Genomic DNA, 19,120 nt, shown 5'->3' on the forward strand with positions numbered 1-19,120 from the left:
ACCGGCCACGACATCCTCAACGGTCCACTCTCTCACCCGTGCCGGACGGGTCGGCGCTTTCCGGTGCGGTGTCCGGTGCCGGGTCACTCGGCTGCTCGGGGGCATCCGCCCGCGAGTCATCCGTGGACTCCTGACGGGGACGTTCCTCGGCTGCGTCCGGGTTCCGCGGGCCGTCGACGTCGTCGCCGCCCGACTCGGCCTCCTGCTCCGCCGCCTCGCGGGCCGCGGCGCGCTTGCGCTGGGTGTACATCCGGAAACCGGCGAGGACGAGGAGCAGCACGCCGCCGCCGATGACCAGCATCACCGTCGCGGTGATCTCGGTGACCTTCACGTCGAACGTGACGGGCTCGCCGTACTTCTGGCCGTCCTGCGTGTACAGCTGGGCGACCACGGTCGCCCGGCCGTTGGCATGGGCGGACGTGGTGAACTTCACGGACTGGCTGTGGCCGCCGGAGACCGTGACGGGCTGCTCCTCGTAGGCGTTCCCGCCGATCTCGAGACGCGTCGGGTTGGTGGAGGAGAGCCGCAGCACCAGGTGCTCGACGCCCTGCACGAGGTTGTTCTGGACCGTCACCGGGATCGTGGCACTGCGGCCGGAGAGCTTCGTCTCCGACTTGTCGATCAGCCGTACCTGGCTGAGGAGGCCGTCAAGGTACGCCTCGACCCCGCTGCGGTAGATGGCTGCCTCGGACTGCCGGCCCCGCCACGACACGGACATCGCCCGGTTCAGGGCCCGCCCGAACGGGGTCACCACCCGGGACTGGTCGGAGAGGATCACCTTGAACTTGTCGAGCTTGGTCTGCGTCCTCGCGATCTGCTCGAACGTCGAGCGCGGGAGTTCCTGCTTGCGCAGCGAGGAGGGGTACGAGGAGGCCGACGGGACCTTGGTGGTGGCGGCCGGGTCCGGCTTGGCCTCGGCGGCCGACGTGAGGTCCTGCGACTCGGACCAGGTCGCGCCCTGCAGGGCCTCGATCGCCTCGGCCATGGTCTGGGCCTGGCTCGCGGTCGGCGTGCGCTGCGGTGCCACCACGACGCTGCGCTGGCGGCTCGTCTGCAGGCCGAGCGTCAGGCTCTGGGCCAGGAACCGCTGCACGGCGAGCGTGGCCGTGGAGGCGCTGGTCATGTCGCCCTGGAAGACCGTGGAGAGCCGGCCGTCGGCGACGACCGCCGTGGTGCCGCCGCCGATGGGACGCGGCGCGGACGGCGTGTAGGACAGGCCGGTCTCTTCGAAGGTGTCGCCGCGGGCGATCACCTTGTCCGCGCCGGCGGAGGTGGCGACCTTCACGATGGAGGGGTCGACGGCCCCGTTGACGGGCCAGGCGAAGTCCGTGGTGGGTTTCACGTGGAGAATCGAGTCCACCGTGCGGGAGGCGACGTCGGTGGCCTCCTTGAGGTGGCTCAGCGAGCCCGTGACGGACGTGCCGGTGTGGGCGAGGGACGCCAGGTCGGGGTCGCCGAACGGCAGCGCCACGACCTCCTTGTCCGCCACCGCCTTCTGCACCTCGGTGAGCCAGCGCTTGGCGACGTCCTGGTGGTCGCCGACGACGGTGTCGTCACCCTCACCGGGAACCTCGTACCGGTCGGTCATCGCCTCGACGGACGCCAGCAGGTCCGGATCGATCACCCAGGTGACGTCGAGGTCCTTGCCCAGCGTGACCATCCGGTCCAGCCGCCCGCCCGGGGCGATCTCCTTGGCGAGCTCGTCGTCGTGGAAGACGGGTGTCTGCTGCTCGTCCGAGCCCGTCTCCGCCGTCATGTGGACCGTGGAGATCAGCGGCCACATGAACGTCGTCCTGGTCTTGGTGTCGGCTTCCTCGGGCTGCCACGGCAGGAACGTCCGCTGCACGCCGAGGGTCTGCTCCCACGGCTGCGTCGACGTCTGCCCGGCGAGGGAGACGGCCAGCTGGTAGACGCCGTCCTGCCCGAGGTCCAGTTCGTCCACCGGAACGGAGAGCGTGAAGGGCTGCGAGACGCCCGGGCTGAGCTGGGAGAACTCCTCGGCGTACTTGTCGCCGGCCTCCTGGCCGAGGGTGCTCTGGAGGTCGTCGCTGTTCTTGGCGACGCTGTCGATCCCCGAGCGGGTGTCCAGGAGCGGTCCGACCCGCAGATCCAGGTGGGCGTCGGTGACGGTCTGCTTGCCCTTGTTGGTCACCGTGCCGGACACGGTCACGGTGTCGCCCTCGGTGGGGGCGCTCGGGGTGAGCGAATTCACGGCGACGGCGACCGAGCCCGCCCCGGAGACGGCCTGCGAGGCGTCCGTCGCGGCGGCGTCCGCGGGGGAGGCGGCGGGCAACTGCATGAGCCCGGCCAGCAGCGGCGCTCCGGCGAGCAGGGCTCCGGTGCGCCGCAGCCAGCGGCGGGCAGGTGAGGCACTCGTCCCCTGGAAGTCTGCCGCCTCGGCCACGCGCTCGCCCGTCCCTCGTCATCGTCAGTGGTCGTCGGAATGTGCGTCCACGCATGGTAACGATGCGCGCTGAGGGGAAGTGCCGCGGACCGGCCCACAAGATCGGAAGGCGCGGTCCTTGTCCCTGTATCGGCGGGGGTGTCCGCGCCGTGTAATCGGTGAGCTTCCGGCCGTTCGGGCCACGTACCCTCTTCTGTTGTGCCGAACGCCAACGAAGAAACCAGTGCCCTGAGCCAGGTGCAGGACCGCGCCGTGAGTGAACTGCTGCGGGTCGCCCCTGTCGCCGATGACCTTGCCCGCCGTTTCCAGGAGGCCGGGTTCTCACTTGCCCTGGTCGGTGGCTCGGTACGCGACGCGCTGCTCGGCCGTCTCGGCAACGACCTGGACTTCACGACCGATGCCCGTCCGCAGGATGTCCTGAAGATCATGCGCCCCTGGGCGGACGCCGTCTGGGACGTCGGGATCGCGTTCGGCACGGTCGGTGCGCAGAAGGACGCCCGCGTCGGGGACGTCGAGCGTAGCTTCCAGATCGAGGTGACCACGTACCGCTCGGAGGCGTACGACCGCACCTCGCGCAAGCCGGAGGTGTCCTACGGCGACTCCATCGGGGAGGATCTGGTCCGCCGTGACTTCACGGTGAACGCGATGGCCGTCGCGCTCCCGGAGAAGCGGTTCATCGATCCGCACGGCGGTCTCCAGGATCTCGCGGCGCGGGTGCTGCGGACACCGGGCACTCCGGAGGAGTCGTTCTCGGACGACCCGCTGCGGATGATGCGGGCCGCCCGCTTCGCCGCCCAGCTCGATTTCGAGGTGGCCCCCGAGGTCGTCACGGCGATGAAGGAGATGGCCGGGCGCATCGAGATCGTCTCCGCCGAGCGGGTGCGGGACGAGCTGAACAAGCTGATCCTCTCCCCGCACCCCCGGAAGGGGCTGTCCCTGCTCGTGGACACCGGGATCGCCGAGTACGTAATCCCGGAACTGCCGGCGCTGCACCTGGAGAGGGACGAGCACCACCGGCACAAGGACGTCTACGAGCACACGTTGATCGTTCTGGAGCAGGCGATGGCCCTGGAGGACGACGGCCCCGATCTCACGCTTCGCCTGGCGGCCCTGCTCCACGACATCGGCAAGCCGCGGACGCGCCGCTTCGAGAAGGACGGCCGTGTCTCGTTCCACCACCACGAAGTGGTCGGGGCGAAGATGACGAAGAAGCGCATGACGGCGCTCAAGTACTCCAACGAGCTGGTGAAGGACGTCTCACGTCTCGTGGAACTGCATCTGCGCTTCCACGGCTACGGCACGGGAGAGTGGACGGACTCCGCCGTCCGTCGCTACGTCCGTGACGCCGGGCCGCTCCTCGGCCGGCTCCACAAGCTGACGCGCTCGGACTGCACCACGCGTAATCGACGCAAGGCCGCGGCGCTCTCGCGTGCGTACGACGGCCTGGAGCACAGGATCGCCCAGTTGCAGGAGCAGGAGGAGCTGGACGCCATCCGTCCGGACCTGGACGGCAACCAGATCATGGAGATCCTCGGCGTCAAGCCGGGACCGGCCGTCGGTCAGGCGTACAAGCACATGCTGGAGCTCCGGCTGGAGAACGGGCCGATGGAGTACGACGCGGCGGTCGCGGCACTCAAGGAGTGGTGGGCCGGGCAGCAGGACTGAGAAGACGAAGCGGGGTCATGTTTCACGTGAAACATGACCCCGCTTCACATGTGCGGAGGGGCGGTGTTTCACGTGAAACACCGCCCCTCCGCATGTGAGGTGCTGTCCTGCTACTTGTAGTCCTTCAGGCAGAGCAGGAAGTCCTTGCCGTCACCGCTCTCGGTGTACGTGTACTGGAAGTCCTTGGCCTCGGCCTCGCACTTGCTCGACGCCAGGGTCTCGGTGAGGAACGAGCCTTCGATCTTGGCCAGCACCTTGTACTGGGCCTTCGCGTTGGAGCACTCCACGACCTCGAGGTCCGGGTTGTTGTCGTCCGTGCTGCCGCGGTGCATGCAGTCACCGACCGAGGCGGTGTTGGCGTCGTCGCGGCTGGAGATGTAACCGCCGATCGCGACGCCGGCGACGATCAGGACGATGACGACGTTCTTGATCAGCTTGAAGCTGACCTTGCGGCCCTGCGGCTGCGGCGGGACGGGAGCGCCCGGCGGGGGGAACCCGGGCTGGCCGGCCTGCTGCGGGAAGCCGCCCTGGGGCGGGTACGGAGCCTGGCCCTGGGGCTGGCCGTAGGGCTGCTGCTGGCCCTGTGCGAACGGGTTGCCCTGGGGCGGCGGAGTGGTCACTTGGGGGTCCCCCTAGAACATAGATGCGTGACGCGAAAGTCGCGTTGATAAGACGCACGTAAGTTACCGGCCTCCACTGACAACTTCGTAGCGCAATAAGCCTCTGTGGCGCTGATGTGACACTTACTGGCGCTCAAAACGTGCCATAGCCGCAGCTACTGCTCCGTAGATAACGGCGATTGTTACGACCAGAGGGATGGACCGGCCGTCCGGCGGCAGCATCAGGGCGGCCACTCCGGCGGCGCCGACGAACGCCACGTTGAACAGGACGTCGTACACGGAGAAGATCCGGCCCCGGAAGCCGTCCTCGACGGCGGACTGGACGATGGTGTCCGTGGCGATCTTCGCGCCCTGGGTGATCAGCCCCAGGACGAATGCACCGGCCAGCAGTGGGCCGGTGGCGAACGGCAGACCGAGCGCGGGCTCCAGCACCGCGGCCGCCAGGGCGCAGACCACGATCCAGCGGCCCGGACCGAGCCGCCCGGCGGCCCAGGGCGTCATCACGGCAGCGGCGAAGAAGCCGGCGCCGGAAGCTCCCAACGCCAGCCCCAGCAGGGCGAGTCCCTCGTCCGTGGTCGAGGTCAACGCGTACCGGCACAGCATCAGCAGCAGGACGAGCATGGCGCCGTAGCAGAACCGCATCAGCGCCATCGCGGTGAGCGCCCAGGTGGCCTCCCGGCGCGGGGGCGAGGCCAGGTGCCGTACCGCCGCTCTCAGGTCGTGAACGGTGCCGGTGAGCGCCGTGGCGAGCCGGGGGTGCACCAACGCACGGTCGGGTCCGAGGAGTTCCTTCGCCATCCGCAGTGACGCCAGGGCCGCGCACAGGTACAGCCCGGCGCCGACGAGCACCACGGCCGCGTCGGAGTCGGAGATGACCAGACGGACGACGAAGGCGACACCACCGCCCGCGGTCGCGGCGAGGGTTCCGGCGGTCGGCGACAGGGAGTTGGCCACGACGAGCCGCTCGGCATCCACCACGCGCGGCAGGGCGGCCGACAGCCCGGCGAGGACGAAGCGGTTGACGCCGGTGACGCAGAGAGCGGCGACGAACAGCAGCCAGTCGGGAACCCGGCCGAGGATCAGCAGGGCGGTCACCGAGGCCATCAGCGCACGCAGCAGATTGCCGTAGAGGAAGACCTGGCGGCGGCGCCAGCGGTCCAGCAGGACGCCGGCGAACGGGCCGACCACGGAGTAGGGGAGCAGCAGAACCGCCATCGCGGAGGCGATCGCCGCGGGCGACGTCTGTTTCTCGGGGGAGAAGACCACGTAGGCGGCGAGCGCGACCTGAAAGACACCGTCGGCGCCCTGGGAGAGCAGCCGGACGGCGAGCAGGCGCCTGAAGCCCTGGAAACGCAGCAGAACGCGCAGGTCACGGACGACGGCCATGGGGCACAGCCTCACATATGAAGAGGGTCTCCGGGCCGTTCGACCCGGAGACCCTCAACTGCCCACAACGGGGAGGTCCTAGCGCTCGACCTCGCCCTTGATGAACTTCTCGACGTTCTCCCGGGCCTCGTCGTCGAAGTACTGCACCGGCGGGGACTTCATGAAGTACGAGGACGCCGAGAGGATCGGGCCGCCGATGCCCCGGTCCTTGGCGATCTTCGCGGCACGCAGGGCGTCGATGATGACACCGGCGGAGTTCGGGGAGTCCCAGACCTCGAGCTTGTACTCCAGGTTCAGCGGGACGTCACCGAAGGCGCGGCCCTCGAGACGGACGTAGGCCCACTTGCGGTCGTCCAGCCAGGCGACGTAGTCGGAGGGACCGATGTGGACGTTCTTCTCGCCGAGCTCCCGGTCGGGGATCTGCGAGGTGACGGCCTGCGTCTTGGAGATCTTCTTGGACTCGAGGCGGTCACGCTCGAGCATGTTCTTGAAGTCCATGTTGCCGCCGACGTTCAACTGCATCGTGCGGTCCAGGACGACACCGCGGTCCTCGAACAGCTTCGCCATGACGCGGTGCGTGATGGTGGCGCCGACCTGGGACTTGATGTCGTCACCGACGATCGGCACGCCGGCCTCGGTGAACTTGTCCGCCCACTCCTTGGTGCCGGCGATGAAGACCGGGAGGGCGTTGACGAAGGCGACCTTGGCGTCGATGGCGCACTGGGCGTAGAACTTCGCCGCGTCCTCGGAGCCGACGGGCAGGTAGCAGACGAGGACGTCGACCTGCTTGTCCTTGAGGACCTGGACGACGTCGACCGGCTCCTCGGCGGACTCCTCGATGGTCTCGCGGTAGTACTTGCCGAGACCGTCGAGGGTGTGGCCGCGCTGGACCGTCACACCGGTGCTGGGGACGTCGCAGATCTTGATGGTGTTGTTCTCGGAGGCGCCGATGGCGTCCGCGAGGTCGAGACCGACCTTCTTGGCGTCCACGTCGAAGGCGGCGACGAACTCGACGTCGCCCACGTGGTAGTCGCCGAACTGGACGTGCATCAGGCCCGGCACCTTGGACGCCGCGTCGGCGTCCTTGTAGTACTCGACTCCCTGTACCAGCGATGCGGCGCAGTTGCCCACACCGACGATGGCTACGCGAACCGAACCCATTCCGGTTGCTCCCTGTGTGTACGAGTGAGGCCGCCCTTCGGCGGGACTCACGTGGCGGTGTCGTCGGGCGTATCCGGCCGGGGTTCGTCCCCGGACCGGGGCAGGCCGCCCGTCGCTCCAGATGTGGTGTCCTGCTGAGCGGACCCTCCGCGGGCGGACCCCTTCAGGTCCCGCCCGGCCCGCTCGCTCTCGATGAGCTCGTTCAGCCAGCGCACTTCGCGCTCCACGGACTCCATCCCGTGGCGCTGGAGCTCAAGCGTGTAGTCGTCGAGGCGCTCCCGGGTCCGGGCCAGGGAGGCGCGCATCTTCTCGAGGCGCTCCTCCAGCCGGCTGCGGCGGCCCTCGAGCACGCGCATGCGTACGTCGCGCGACGTCTGCCCGAAGAAGGCGAAGCGCGCGGCGAAGGTCTCGTCCTCGTACGCGTCCGGTCCCGTCTGGGAGAGCAGCTGCTCGAAGTGCTCCTTACCCTCCGCCGTCAACCGGTAGACGATCTTGGCGCGGCGCCCCGCGAGCGGAGCGGCGAGGGCGTCCTCGGTGGTGTTCCCCGGTTCCTCGATCAACCAGCCGTTTGCGACCAGCGTCTTGAGGCAGGGGTAAAGCGTCCCGTAGCTGAACGCTCGGAACACACCCAGTGACGTGTTGAGCCGCTTGCGCAGCTCGTAGCCGTGCATCGGGGACTCGCGGAGCAGGCCGAGTACGGCGAACTCGAGGATGCCGGAACGCCGGCTCATGGTCGCCTCCTCTCTGCCGCGGTCGTGCCGTGACGGGCTCGTCCCCAGCTCGTCGCCGTCTTTATGCCGAGCTGATGTATCGACTCGATACATCAAGACGATAGATCGGCGTTCCGGGTGCGACAAGAGGGCGGAGGGTGAACGGGATCACATCACCGTTTCATCGAGAGCAAGTTGCCTGATTTGAGGTGAACTTCTGTGCTCGGCGGGTTTTGGCGGTGCGTAGTCTGTGCGCCATGCACACCACCGGGAACCACGTGACGCCTGAGGGCGTCCTTGTCCCCGGTGTAGTACGGGTGAATGCGGATACCGCCGCATCCGTACTTCGGGGGGACCGGAAACCAGCCGCCGTTTCCAGGCGCGCAAGGGTGCGCCTGCCCGAGGAGTAGTCGTTCGATGAGCGAGCACCGTCGCAAACCGCCGCAGCCGCAGGGAGGCGGACGTGCCGCGGCCCGACGCGGCCAGTCCGGCTCGTCCTCCGGCCGCCGCGCGGCTCCGCGAGGCGCCACCGGGTCTCCGTCCCATTCGCCTGGGGCGGGCTCCCGCGGCTCGGGGGGTGAGGAACGCACGTACGGCAGCCGTGCCGAGGCACGGCGCGCGGCACAGAGAGGCGGCGGCCGCAGGGCGGCCGGGCCCGGCCGCGGCCGAGGACGCGCGGCTCCTCCTGGCAAGAAGCGGATCATCGACTATCCGCGCCACGACAAGGACGGGTGGAAGCGCTGGCTGCCGTCCTGGCGGCTCGTGTCCGGGCTGTTCCTGGCGTTCTTCGGCAGCTTGGTCGCCGTGGCCGGCATCGGCTACGCCATGGTGGGCGTGCCCACCGAGGAGAACGCCATGGCGTTGTCCGAGAACAACGTCTACTACTGGGCCGACGGCACGCAGATGGTTGCCACCGGCAGTGGGCAGAACCGGCAGAACGTCACGATCGACCGCATCCCCGAGGCCATGCAGTGGGCGGTGATCTCCGCCGAGAACAAGAGCTTCTACCAGGACTCGGGCATCGACCCCTCGGGCATCGCCCGGGCGCTGGCCAACATGGCACGGGGTGGTGACACACAGGGTGGTTCGACGATCACCCAGCAGTTCGTGAAGAACACCTACCTGAGCCAGGAACAGACGATCGGCCGTAAGTTCAAGGAGATGTTCATCTCGATCAAGGTGGGCACCAAGCTCTCCAAGAAGGATATTCTCCAGGGCTACCTCAACACCTCGTACTACGGCCGGGGCGCCTACGGCATCCAGGCCGCCGCCCAGACCTACTACGGCAGGGACGCGGTCGACCTCACGCCCAGCCAGTGCGCCTTCCTCGCCGCGCTGCTGAAGGGCCCGACGTACTACGACCCCGCGGGCAACCAGAGCCTCGACTCCTCGGCCACGCCCGAGGCGAACCGTGAGCGCTCCGAGGAGCGCTGGGGCTGGATCCTCGAGCAGATGCACAACGACGGGCACCTCTCGAGCGCCGAGTACCAGGAGGCGACCAAGGAGTACCCCATGCCTCAGGGGCGCAAGGCGACCAAGGGCATGACCGGCCAGATCAGCTACCTCGTGGACACGGCCAAGCGGTACGTGCTGAAGAACTCCGACATCACGGAGGCCCAGTTCGACCAGGGCGGCTACCAGATCTACACGACCTTCGAGAAGTCCCAGGTCGAGGCGCTGTCGGCGGCCGTGAAGAAGGTCGAGAAGGAGAAGATCGACCCCGAGAAGCGGGAGCTGGACAAGCACGTCCAGTTCGGTGCCGCGTCGGTGCGGCCCAACGACGGCGCGATCGTCGCCCTCTACGGCGGAGCCGGTTACGAGAAGGGCCACTTCAACAACAACGCCGACACCTCGGGTGTCCCCGTCGGTTCGACGTGGAAGCCGTTCGTGCTGGCCGCCGCGATGGAGCACGGCACGTACAAGACCAACGGCGTGGGCGTCTCGCCGATGAGCAAGTACAACGGTGACGACCACCTGAAGATCCGGAACAACGACGGCTCCTACGTCCTCAAGAAGGACAACACGCCCTTCTACCAGGAGAACGAGAGCGACTACCCCTGGGGCTACATCACCCTGCACAAGGCGATGGAGCAGTCCGTCAACACCCCCTTCGTCCAGCTCGGCATGGACGTGGGGATGAGGAACGTGGCGGACGTCGCCGAGAAGTCCGGCATCCTGAAGGACAGCTTCGCCGGACTGAACGCCTCGTTCGCCCTGGGTACGTCGACCCCCAGCGCGATCCGCATGGCGGACGCCTACGCGACCTTCGCGGCGTCCGGCAAGCAGGCCGACCCGTACTCGGTCACCGCGGTCAAGCACAAGGGGTCGGAGCTGCCCGGCTTCGAGAAGCCGCAGGTGAAGCAGGCGATGCCGGAGAACGTGGCGCACAACGTCACCGAGGTCCTCGAGAACGTGATCAAGAACGGTACCGGTAAGAACGCGCTGGAACTGGGACGTACGGCCGCCGGCAAGACGGGTACCACCGACGAGAACAAGTCGGCGTGGTTCGTCGGCTACACCCAGCAGCTCTCGACCTCGGTCGCGATGTTCCGTGAGGACCCCAAGAGCCACAAGCTGCTCTCCATGAACGGCACCGCGGGTGAGGACTCCATCCACGGTGGTGACGTCCCCACGGAGGTGTGGACCGAGTACATGAAGGTCGCGCTGAAGGGCAAGCCGGACCCCGGCTTCCCCGAGGCAGAGGAGATCGGTGAGATCGCGGACGGGATCGGCGTGCCGTCCCCGAGCCCGAGCATCACGGAGACCGAGGAGGCGACTCCGTCGACCTCTCCGACGCCCACCGAGAGCGAGACCACTCCGACGCCCACCGAGAGCACCACCTGTGAGCCGTTCGACTTCGGCTGTGAGGACGGTGAGGAGACGGGTGGCACCGGTCCCGGTGGCGCGGACACCGGTGGCACGGACGGAGGGGCGAGCAGCTCACCGAATCCGACGGAAAGCGGTGACCCCGGCAACAGCAACGGGAACGGCAACGGAGGGATCTTCGGAGGCCCGGGCGGATAGCCGCCCCGCCGCCCGGCTTGGGTGTTTCACGTGAAACATGGGCCGCCGTACCCACGGGTGCGGCGGCCCTCGGCATGTCTCCGGCCATGTACGGCAGGATGTGCGGCATGGCCACTGGAGAATCGACGCGAGCAAGCGTCCATGAGCCGGAGCCGGTGCGGCCGACCCATGAGGACCGGGTCGCCGCGGCCGGCAGCGAGCTGATCGGCGGCCCGCTCGGGCGGCACGCCCTGCTCGGCGCGTCCTGGTGGACGCCGGTGCGAGTGATCGCCCTCGTGGCGATCGGGATGTTCGCCCTCGGCCTGGTCCAGAAGGCGCCCTGCTACAACGGCGCCTGGTTCTTCGGCGCCAGTTCCCAGTACACGCACGCGTGCTACTCGGACATCCCGCACCTGTACCAGGGACGCGGCTTCGCCGACGGTCTGGTGCCCTATTTCGACCGGCTCTCCGGGGACATGGAGTACCTCGAGTACCCGGTGCTGACCGGCCTGTTCATGGAGACCGCCGCCTGGCTCACTCCCGGCAGCGGCACCATCCAGTACCAGGAGCAGTGGTACTGGATGGTCAACGCGGGGATGCTCATGGTGTGCGCGGCCGTCATCGCCGTCTGCGTGACCCGTACGCACGCCAGGCGGCCCTGGGACGGCCTGCTGGTCGCACTGGCGCCGGCCCTGGCGCTCACCGCGACCATCAACTGGGACCTGCTGGCGGTCGCTCTGACGGCCGCCGCGATGCTGATGTGGTCGCGCGGGCGTCCCCTCGCCTTCGGTGTCCTCCTCGGGCTGGCCACGGCCGCGAAGCTCTATCCCGTGCTGCTGCTCGGACCGCTGCTGGTGCTGTGCTGGCGCGCCGGACGGTGGCGCGCGTACGGCAAGGCCCTGGCCGGCGCGGTCGTCGCCTGGCTCGTCGTGAACGGGCCCGTGATGCTGTTCGCGTTCGACGGCTGGTCGAAGTTCTATAGGTTCAGCCAGGAGCGGGGCGTCGACTTCGGATCGTTCTGGCTGATCCTGGCGCAGAACTCGGACGACCCGCTGAGCACCGACACGGTCAACACGTTCGCCACGCTGCTGATGTTGCTGTGCTGTGCGGGCGTCGCGGCGCTCGTGCTGATGGCGCCGCGCCGGCCGCGCTTCGCCCAGCTCGCGTTCCTGATCGTCGCGGCGTTCATCCTCACCAACAAGGTCTACTCACCGCAGTACGTCCTGTGGCTGGTGCCGTTGGCGGTCCTCGCCCGGCCCAGGTGGCGGGACTTCCTCGTCTGGCAGGCCTGCGAGGTGGCGTACTTCCTGGGCATCTGGATGTATCTCGCCTACACGACCAGCGGGGACGCCCACAAGGGCCTGCCCGCCGACGGTTACCACTGGGCCATTGCCGTGCATCTGCTCGGGACGCTCTACCTGTGCGCCGTGGTCGTGCGCGACATCCTGATGCCGGAGCGGGACCCGGTGCGCCAGTCCGGTGACGACGACCCGTCGGGCGGGGTGCTCGACGGAGCCGACGACGTCTTCGTGCTCGGACCCGCGGCTCGTCCCGCGCGCCACGCGGCCCACTTCGAGGGGCCGCGCGTCGAATGGGGCAGGGCGGGGGTCACCGGCGGTTCTCTCTGAGCGAACGCCACGGCGACCGCCGGGACACGGCGGCTTCGGCGCAGCGGAAGGGCCGTACACGGGTCGCCGTGTACGGCCCTTCCGCTGCGCTGTGGGCGCTGCCGGGTGGAGCGAGCGCCGGTGCGGGAGGAGCGGGGCGTCTCAGCCGCTTCCGACGCCGCTCAGCGGTCGACGAGGCGGTCGAACTGCGTGGTGGTGTGCCGGAGGTGGGCCACCAACTCCTCGCCGACCTTCGGCTCCGGCGCGTCCGAGGGCACGAACAGGATCGACACCTGCATGTGCGGAGGCTCGGCGAACCAGCGCTGCTTGCCGCCCCAGACGAACGGCGAGAGGTTCCTGTTCACCGTGGCGAGGCCGGCCCGGGCGACGCCCTTGGCACGCGGCATGACCCCGTGCAGCGCCTTGGGCGCCTCCAGGCCCACTCCGTGCGACGTTCCGCCCGCCACGACCACCAGATAGCCGTCGGAGGCGGCCTTCTGCTGCCGGTAGCCGAACCGCTCCCCCTTGGCGACGCGTGTGACGTCCAGGACCGCGCCCCGGTACTCGGTGGCCTCGTGGTCCCCCAGCCACAGCCGGGTGCCGATCCGGGCGCGGAAACGGGTCTGCGGGAACTGCTGCTGCAGCCGGGCGAGTTCGTCGGCCTTGAGGTGGCTCACGAACATCGTGTGCAGCGGGAGGCGGGCCGCCCGCAGACGGTCCATCCAGCCGATGACCTCCTCGACGGCGTCCGAGCCGTCGGTGCGGTCCAGCGGCAGGTGGATGGCGAAGCCCTCCAGCCGGACGTTCTCTATCGCGGCGTGCAGCTGGGCAAGGTCCTGCTCGCCGATGCCGTGCCGCTTCATCGAGGACATCACCTCGATGACGACGCGGGCACCGACCAGGCCGTACACGCCGTCGACCGACGACACCGAGCGGATGACCCGGTCGGGCAGCGGCACGGGCTCCTCACCGCGCCGGTACGGCGTCAGCACCAGCAGGTCGCCGCCGAACCAGTCCTTGATCCGGGCGGCCTCGTACGTCGTGCCGACCGCGAGGACGTCCGAGCCCAGCCGTGTGGCCTCCTCGGCCAGCCGCTCGTGGCCGAAGCCGTAGCCGTTGCCCTTGCAGACGGGGACGAGTCCCGGGAACTGCTCCTGCACGTGCTTGTGATGCGCCCGCCAGCGCGCGGTGTCGACGTAGAGCGTGAGCGCCATGGCCGGACCTGGAACCTTTCTCGTGGCTGCGGAGTGTCGGAGGTAAGAGAGCTGACGAAGCCGTCGGAACGACGGAGACCGGGCTCAGCGGCGCGACATGTAGATGTCGAGCGCCTTGTGGAGCAGCTTGTTCAGCGGGAAGTCCCACTCGCCGAGGTACTCGGCCGCCTGGCCGCCGGTGCCCACCTTGAACTGGATCAGACCGAAGAGGTGGTCGGTCTCGTCCAGCGAGTCGGAGATGCCGCGCAGGTCGTAGACGGTGGCGCCGAGCGCGTAGGCGTCGCGCAGCATCCGCCACTGCATCGCGTTCGAGGGCCGCACCTCACGGCCGATGTTGTCGGAGGCGCCGTAGGAGTACCAGACGTGCCCGCCGACGATCAGCATCGTCGCCGCGGACAGGTTCACGCCGTTGTGCCGGGCGAAGTACAGCCGCATGCGGTTGGGGTCCTCGGTGTTGAGGGCCGTCCACATGCGCTGGAAGTACGACAGCGGGCGGGGCCGGAAGTGGTCGCGCACGGCCGTGATCTCGTACAGCCGCTGCCACTCGGCCAGGTCCTCGTAACCGCCCTGGACGACCTCGACGCCGGCCTTCTCGGCCTTCTTGATGTTGCGGCGCCACAGCTGGTTGAAGTTCTTGTGGACCTCTTCCAGGGACCGGTTGGCCAGCGGCACCTGGTAGACGTAGCGGGGCTGGACGTCACCGAAGCCGGCGCCGCCGTCCTCACCCTGCTGCCAGCCCATGCGGCGCAGCTTGTCGGCCACCTCGAAGGCGCGGGGCTCGATGAAGTCGGCCTCCAGGTCGCGCAGGCGCTTGACGTCCTGGTCCTGGATGCCCTTCTTGATGGTCGACGCCTCCCAGCGCCGGATGATCACCGGGGGGCCCATCTTCACGGAGAACGCGCCCTGCTGCTTCAGGTGGGCGAGCATCGGCTCGATCCACTCCTGGAGATTCGGCGCGAACCAGTTGATGACCGGGCCCTCGGGCAGGTAGGCGAGGTAGCGCTTGATCTTGGGCAACTGCCGGTAGAGGACGAGCCCGGCGCCGACCAGCTCACCGGTCCGGTCGTCGAACCAGCCGAGGTTCTCCGAGCGCCATTCCGCCTTGACGTCAGCCCAGGCCGGGACCTGCATGTGACTCGCCGACGGCAGGCTCTGGATGTAGGCCAGATGCTGCTCGCGACTGATGGTCCTCAGGGTCAGGCTCATTCGGGGCGCTCCTCGGGCTGGTGTGTCCCCATGGGTTCAGGGGCTCCGGCTCTCGCGCGAAGCCTACTGCGCCGTGGGGCCGCCCCGGTTGGGCGCACGGGACCTTCGCCCCGGCACGTCGCCCGGCCGGGGCGCTCGACGATGTTCGGAAGGGGGTGCCTGACGGTCGGTCGCGGTCAGTCGAAGAGTCCGCCGAAGAGTCCACCGTGCGCCATGCCCAGGAAGAAGCCGACCGCGGAGGCGCCGAGGCCCAGGATGAGGCCGAAGCGCTCGCGCGTCGTCACCGAGACCCACTGGCCGTACGCGCCGGTGATGATTCCCACCAGGCCGGTCCAGGAGCTCAGCAGATGCAGGTGGTGGAACATCGCCGTGATGAAGGACGTCACGCCCAGCACCAGGGTCACCGCGAGCAGGGTGTCCTGGAGCGGATGGGGCTTGCCGTCCGTGGCGAAGAGTCCTCCGGCGGTGTTGGGTCGCAATGCCTGTGCCATGGGGCACCTCCTGCGAAAGGCGGCGGATCGTAGCGCCATACACACCCGATGTGTACAGATTGACGGCCCCTACGGCCGGATTTCAACCGGAAGCCGCTGTGCGGGTAGTCTGTAGCGTCTGCACCGGTGTCTGTTCCGGACAGAGCCAGGCGGGGACAGGGCCCACGGTCCGTCCCGGTCGGCACTGGAGATCGCCGCCCGGCCTCGATTGTCAGTGGCGGCTGTTTTACTGACAGGCATCGTTGCGCAACGCATCACGACCCTCCTGCCACGGAACGACCGTGGCCGCTGAGTCCAAAGGAGGGGGGTTCCACATGCGTCACTACGAGGTGATGGTCATCCTCGACCCCGACATCGAGGAGCGCGCTGTCTCCCCGCTGATCGAGAACTTCCTTTCTGTCGTCCGTGACGGCGGCGGAAAGGTCGAGAAGGTCGACACCTGGGGCCGTCGTCGTCTCTCGTACGAGATCAAGAAGAAGCCCGAGGGCATCTACTCGGTCATCGACCTGCAGGCCGAGCCTGCGGTCGTCAAGGAGCTCGACCGCCAGATGAACCTGAACGAGTCGGTCCTCCGGACCAAGGTCCTCCGTCCCGAGACCCACTGAGCCTTCCGCTCAGCTGATCTCGGGTTCCGAGTAGCAGCACAAAGCAGCCAGCAGCAAACCCGCCGAGAGGTTCCCCCATGGCAGGCGAGACCGTCATCACGGTCGTCGGCAACCTTGTCGATGACCCCGAGCTGCGCTTCACCCCGTCCGGTGCGGCCGTCGCGAAGTTCCGTGTCGCGTCGACTCCGCGCACCTTCGACCGTCAGACGAACGAGTGGAAGGACGGCGAGAGCCTGTTCCTGACCTGCTCGGTCTGGCGTCAGGCGGCGGAGAACGTCGCCGAGTCGCTCCAGCGAGGCATGCGCGTGATTGTGCAGGGCCGGCTGAAGCAGCGGTCCTACGAGGACCGTGAGGGCGTCAAGCGCACGGTCTACGAGCTGGACGTCGAGGAAGTCGGCGCCAGCCTGCGCAACGCCACGGCCAAGGTCACCAAGACCACCGGCCGCGGTGGCCAGGGCGGCTACGGCGGCGGTGGCGGCCAGGGTGGCGGCGGCTGGGGCGGTGGCCCCGGTGGCGGCCAGCAGGGTGGCGGCGCTCCCGCCGACGACCCCTGGGCGACCGGTGCTCCCGCCGGTGGCCAGCAGCAGGGCGGTGGCGGCGGCTGGGGCGGTGGCTCCGGCGGCAGCGGCGGCGGCTACTCGGACGAGCCCCCCTTCTAGGGCGGGCCGTACCCACACTTCTTGATCACACAGGAGAATCACCATGGCGAAGCCGCCTGTGCGCAAGCCGAAGAAGAAGGTCTGCGCATTCTGCAAGGACAAGGTCACGTACGTGGACTACAAGGACACGAACATGCTGCGGAAGTTCATTTCCGACCGCGGCAAGATCCGTGCCCGCCGCGTGACCGGCAACTGCACGCAGCACCAGCGTGACGTCGCCACGGCCGTCAAGAACAGCCGTGAGATGGCGCTGCTGCCCTACACCTCCACCGCGCGATAAGGGAAGGGTGACCGACTCATGAAGATCATCCTCACCCACGAGGTCACCGGCCTCGGTGCCGCGGGCGACGTCGTCGACGTCAAGGACGGTTACGCTCGCAACTACCTGGTCCCGCGCAAGCTCGCGATCCGCTGGACCAAGGGCGGCGAGAAGGACGTCGAGCAGATCCGTCGTGCTCGCAAGATCCACGAGATCCAGACCATCGAGCAGGCCAACCAGGTGAAGGCCCAGCTCGAGGGCGTCAAGGTCCGCCTGGCCGTCCGCTCCGGCGACGCCGGTCGTCTCTTCGGTTCCGTCACCCCGGCCGACATCGCTTCCGCGATCAAGGCCGCCGGTGGTCCCGAGGTCGACAAGCGCCGCATCGAGCTGGGCGCGCCGATCAAGACGCTGGGCGCCCACGAGACGTCCGTGCGTCTGCACCCCGAGGTTGCCGCCAAGGTCAACATCGAGGTTGTCGCTGCCTGAGCGCAGCACTCGCTGAAGCAGTGAGCATGGGGGCCGCACCCTTCGGGGAGCGGCCCCCATGGCCATGTTTCACGTGAAACGGTCAGCGCGCTGCGCCCGTGACGATCCAGCGCCCCGAACGGGTACGGATCCACAGCGTCAGCATGCGCATCGTCATCATGAGGGTCATCGCGGCCCAGAGCGCGGTGAGCCCGCCGCCGAACGTCGGAACCAGCAGGGCGACGGGAGTGAACACGGCGAGGGTCAGCAGCATCGCCCATGCCAGGTACGGTCCGTCGCCGGCGCCCATCAGTACGCCGTCGAGCACGAAGACGATGCCGCAGATCGGCTGGGACAGGGCCACGATCACCAGGGCAGGCAGTGCCGCGTCCTTGACGGTGGCATCGCTGGTGAACAAGGGCAGGAACACCGGCCGGGCGAGGACGACCAGTACACCGAGGACGACACCGACCGCGATCCCCCACTCGACCATGCGTCGGCATGCCTCGCGGGCGCCCTGGGTGTCACCGGCGCCGAGATAGCGCCCGATGATGGCCTGCCCGGCGATGGCGATGGCGTCCAGCGCGAACGCCAGCAGACTCCACAGGGAGAGGATGATCTGGTGGGCTGCGATGTCGGAGTCGCCGAGACGGGCTGCGACAGCCGTCGCGATCATGAGGATGGCCCGGAGTGAGAGGGTGCGCACCAGCAGCGGAACGCCTGCCTGGGCCGAGGCCCTGATCCCGGCGGCGTCGGGGCGCAGCGACGCCCCGTGCTTGCGTGCCCCGCGCACGACCACCGTCAGATAGACGGCGGCCATGCCGCACTGGGCGATGACGGTGCCCCAGGCGGAGCCGGCGATGCCGAGGTCGGCGCCGTAGACCAGCCCGACATTGAGCACGCCGTTGGCGACGAAGCCGGCGATGGCCACGTAGAGGGGTGTCTTCGTGTCCTGGAGCCCGCGCAGCACTCCGGTCGCGGCGAGCACGATCAGCATGGCCGGTATGCCGAGCGAGGAGATCCTCAGGTAGGTGGTCGCGTAGGGAGCCGCCGTGTCCGAGGCACCGAAGAGGTCGACGAGGGCCGGTGCCGTGGGCAGGACGACGGCCATGACCGAGACGCCGAGGAGGATGGCCAGCCAGATGCCGTCCATGCCCTGGCGGATGGCCGACGAAAGGTCGCCGGCCCCGACGCGCCGGGCGACGGCGGCCGTGGTGGCGTACGCAAGGAAGACGAAGACGCTGACGGCGGTCAGCAGCAGGGCCGAGGCGACGCCGAGGCCGGCGAGTTGGGCGGTGCCGAGATGGCCGACGATGGCGCTGTCGGCCATGACGAAGAGGGGCTCGGCGACGAGTGCGCCGAACGCCGGGACGGCGAGCATGACGATCTCTCGGTCGTGCTTCCGTCGGGCGGCTCGGGGGCGCGCGGGGGCCTGTGTCATGTGCACCAATCTAATCGTCCACAGGTAAGAGATGCAAAGGTTTGTTGCCCCTTACTTAGTGGCTCTGGGTGTGGGCTTGCGTACACCTCATGAAGCGATCTTGATCCGACTGGGGAAGTTTTTCTTCTGCACAGCCGGTGGACGGTAAACATGCAGGTCAGACGGGTGGTCGTACGGAAGTTCCGGGCTTGTTCACAGCACTGTCCACCGGCTCGTGCACAGGT

16 protein-coding genes are annotated in these 19,120 nt (G+C 68.5%); 7 read left to right on the top strand and 9 right to left on the bottom strand.

Going from position 1 to position 19,120, the window contains the following annotated elements:
* Nucleotides 1-16: 16 nt before the first annotated feature.
* Entirely contained in the window at nucleotides 17-2,404 is a 2,388-nt protein-coding gene (locus FGW31_RS17250) for a DUF6049 family protein (protein ID WP_142194323.1), read from the bottom strand.
* 198 nt (nucleotides 2,405-2,602) lie between these two features.
* On the opposite strand from FGW31_RS17250, the gene FGW31_RS17255 reads away from it, so the two are divergent.
* Nucleotides 2,603-4,069 (top strand): CCA tRNA nucleotidyltransferase, encoded by a 1,467-nt coding sequence (locus tag FGW31_RS17255; protein ID WP_182674686.1) that lies wholly within the window; start codon nucleotides 2,603-2,605, stop codon nucleotides 4,067-4,069.
* A 110-nt stretch (nucleotides 4,070-4,179) separates the two neighbouring features.
* Here the strand turns inward: FGW31_RS17255 and FGW31_RS17260 are convergent, their stop codons facing one another.
* The 4 genes from FGW31_RS17260 to FGW31_RS17275 all read right to left on the bottom strand — a co-directional run bounded on the left by FGW31_RS17260 (nucleotide 4,180) and on the right by FGW31_RS17275 (nucleotide 7,967).
* Nucleotides 4,180-4,689, bottom strand: coding sequence for an LppU/SCO3897 family protein (locus FGW31_RS17260; protein WP_142194324.1), 510 nt, complete (start codon nucleotides 4,687-4,689; stop codon nucleotides 4,180-4,182).
* Between the two features lie 123 nt (nucleotides 4,690-4,812).
* Nucleotides 4,813-6,075, bottom strand: coding sequence for an MFS transporter (locus FGW31_RS17265; protein ID WP_142194325.1), 1,263 nt, complete (start codon nucleotides 6,073-6,075; stop codon nucleotides 4,813-4,815).
* A gap of 78 nt (nucleotides 6,076-6,153) precedes the next feature.
* Nucleotides 6,154-7,236: an inositol-3-phosphate synthase gene (locus tag FGW31_RS17270; RefSeq protein ID WP_142194326.1), complete on the bottom strand. Its 1,083-nt coding sequence runs from the start codon at nucleotides 7,234-7,236 to the stop codon at nucleotides 6,154-6,156.
* 47 nt (nucleotides 7,237-7,283) lie between these two features.
* A complete protein-coding gene (locus FGW31_RS17275) occupies nucleotides 7,284-7,967 on the bottom strand; it encodes a PadR family transcriptional regulator (RefSeq protein ID WP_142194327.1) in 684 nt (227 codons plus the stop codon).
* 396 nt (nucleotides 7,968-8,363) lie between these two features.
* Between FGW31_RS17275 and FGW31_RS17280 the strand changes: the two genes are divergently transcribed.
* Both FGW31_RS17280 and FGW31_RS17285 read left to right on the top strand, forming a co-directional pair.
* Entirely contained in the window at nucleotides 8,364-10,970 is a 2,607-nt protein-coding gene (locus FGW31_RS17280) for a transglycosylase domain-containing protein (protein WP_233452507.1), read from the top strand.
* 98 nt (nucleotides 10,971-11,068) lie between these two features.
* Entirely contained in the window at nucleotides 11,069-12,577 is a 1,509-nt protein-coding gene (locus tag FGW31_RS17285; protein WP_142194444.1) for a glycosyltransferase family 87 protein, read from the top strand.
* Between the two features lie 161 nt (nucleotides 12,578-12,738).
* Here the strand turns inward: FGW31_RS17285 and FGW31_RS17290 are convergent, their stop codons facing one another.
* The 3 genes from FGW31_RS17290 to FGW31_RS17300 form a co-directional block, all read right to left on the bottom strand.
* Nucleotides 12,739-13,770 carry an alanine racemase gene (locus FGW31_RS17290; RefSeq protein ID WP_142194328.1) on the bottom strand — a complete coding sequence of 344 codons (1,032 nt, stop codon included), beginning with the start codon at nucleotides 13,768-13,770 and terminating at the stop codon, nucleotides 12,739-12,741.
* An 84-nt stretch (nucleotides 13,771-13,854) separates the two neighbouring features.
* Nucleotides 13,855-14,976, bottom strand: coding sequence for a peptidoglycan bridge formation glycyltransferase FemX (femX, locus tag FGW31_RS17295; RefSeq protein ID WP_142194329.1), 1,122 nt, complete (start codon nucleotides 14,974-14,976; stop codon nucleotides 13,855-13,857).
* A 176-nt stretch (nucleotides 14,977-15,152) separates the two neighbouring features.
* Nucleotides 15,153-15,467, bottom strand: a complete 315-nt coding sequence (locus tag FGW31_RS17300) for a hypothetical protein (RefSeq protein ID WP_142194330.1) — start codon at nucleotides 15,465-15,467, stop codon at nucleotides 15,153-15,155.
* A 314-nt stretch (nucleotides 15,468-15,781) separates the two neighbouring features.
* On the opposite strand from FGW31_RS17300, the gene rpsF reads away from it, so the two are divergent.
* The 4 genes from rpsF to rplI all read left to right on the top strand — a co-directional run bounded on the left by rpsF (nucleotide 15,782) and on the right by rplI (nucleotide 17,476).
* Nucleotides 15,782-16,072, top strand: coding sequence for a 30S ribosomal protein S6 (gene rpsF, locus FGW31_RS17305; RefSeq protein WP_142194331.1), 291 nt, complete (start codon nucleotides 15,782-15,784; stop codon nucleotides 16,070-16,072).
* Between the two features lie 77 nt (nucleotides 16,073-16,149).
* On the top strand, nucleotides 16,150-16,731 hold the full coding sequence (locus FGW31_RS17310) for a single-stranded DNA-binding protein (RefSeq protein ID WP_142194332.1): 582 nt from the start codon (nucleotides 16,150-16,152) through the stop codon (nucleotides 16,729-16,731).
* A 43-nt stretch (nucleotides 16,732-16,774) separates the two neighbouring features.
* Nucleotides 16,775-17,011: a 30S ribosomal protein S18 gene (gene rpsR, locus FGW31_RS17315; RefSeq protein WP_003949403.1), complete on the top strand. Its 237-nt coding sequence runs from the start codon at nucleotides 16,775-16,777 to the stop codon at nucleotides 17,009-17,011.
* An 18-nt stretch (nucleotides 17,012-17,029) separates the two neighbouring features.
* Nucleotides 17,030-17,476, top strand: a complete 447-nt coding sequence (gene rplI, locus FGW31_RS17320) for a 50S ribosomal protein L9 (protein WP_142194333.1) — start codon at nucleotides 17,030-17,032, stop codon at nucleotides 17,474-17,476.
* A gap of 82 nt (nucleotides 17,477-17,558) precedes the next feature.
* Here the strand turns inward: rplI and FGW31_RS17325 are convergent, their stop codons facing one another.
* On the bottom strand, nucleotides 17,559-18,896 hold the full coding sequence (locus FGW31_RS17325) for an MATE family efflux transporter (RefSeq protein ID WP_142194334.1): 1,338 nt from the start codon (nucleotides 18,894-18,896) through the stop codon (nucleotides 17,559-17,561).
* Nucleotides 18,897-19,120: the final 224 nt, after the last annotated feature.

The sequence above is a fragment of the Streptomyces calvus genome (genome assembly GCF_006782915.1).
Lineage (GTDB): Bacteria > Actinomycetota > Actinomycetes > Streptomycetales > Streptomycetaceae > Streptomyces > Streptomyces calvus.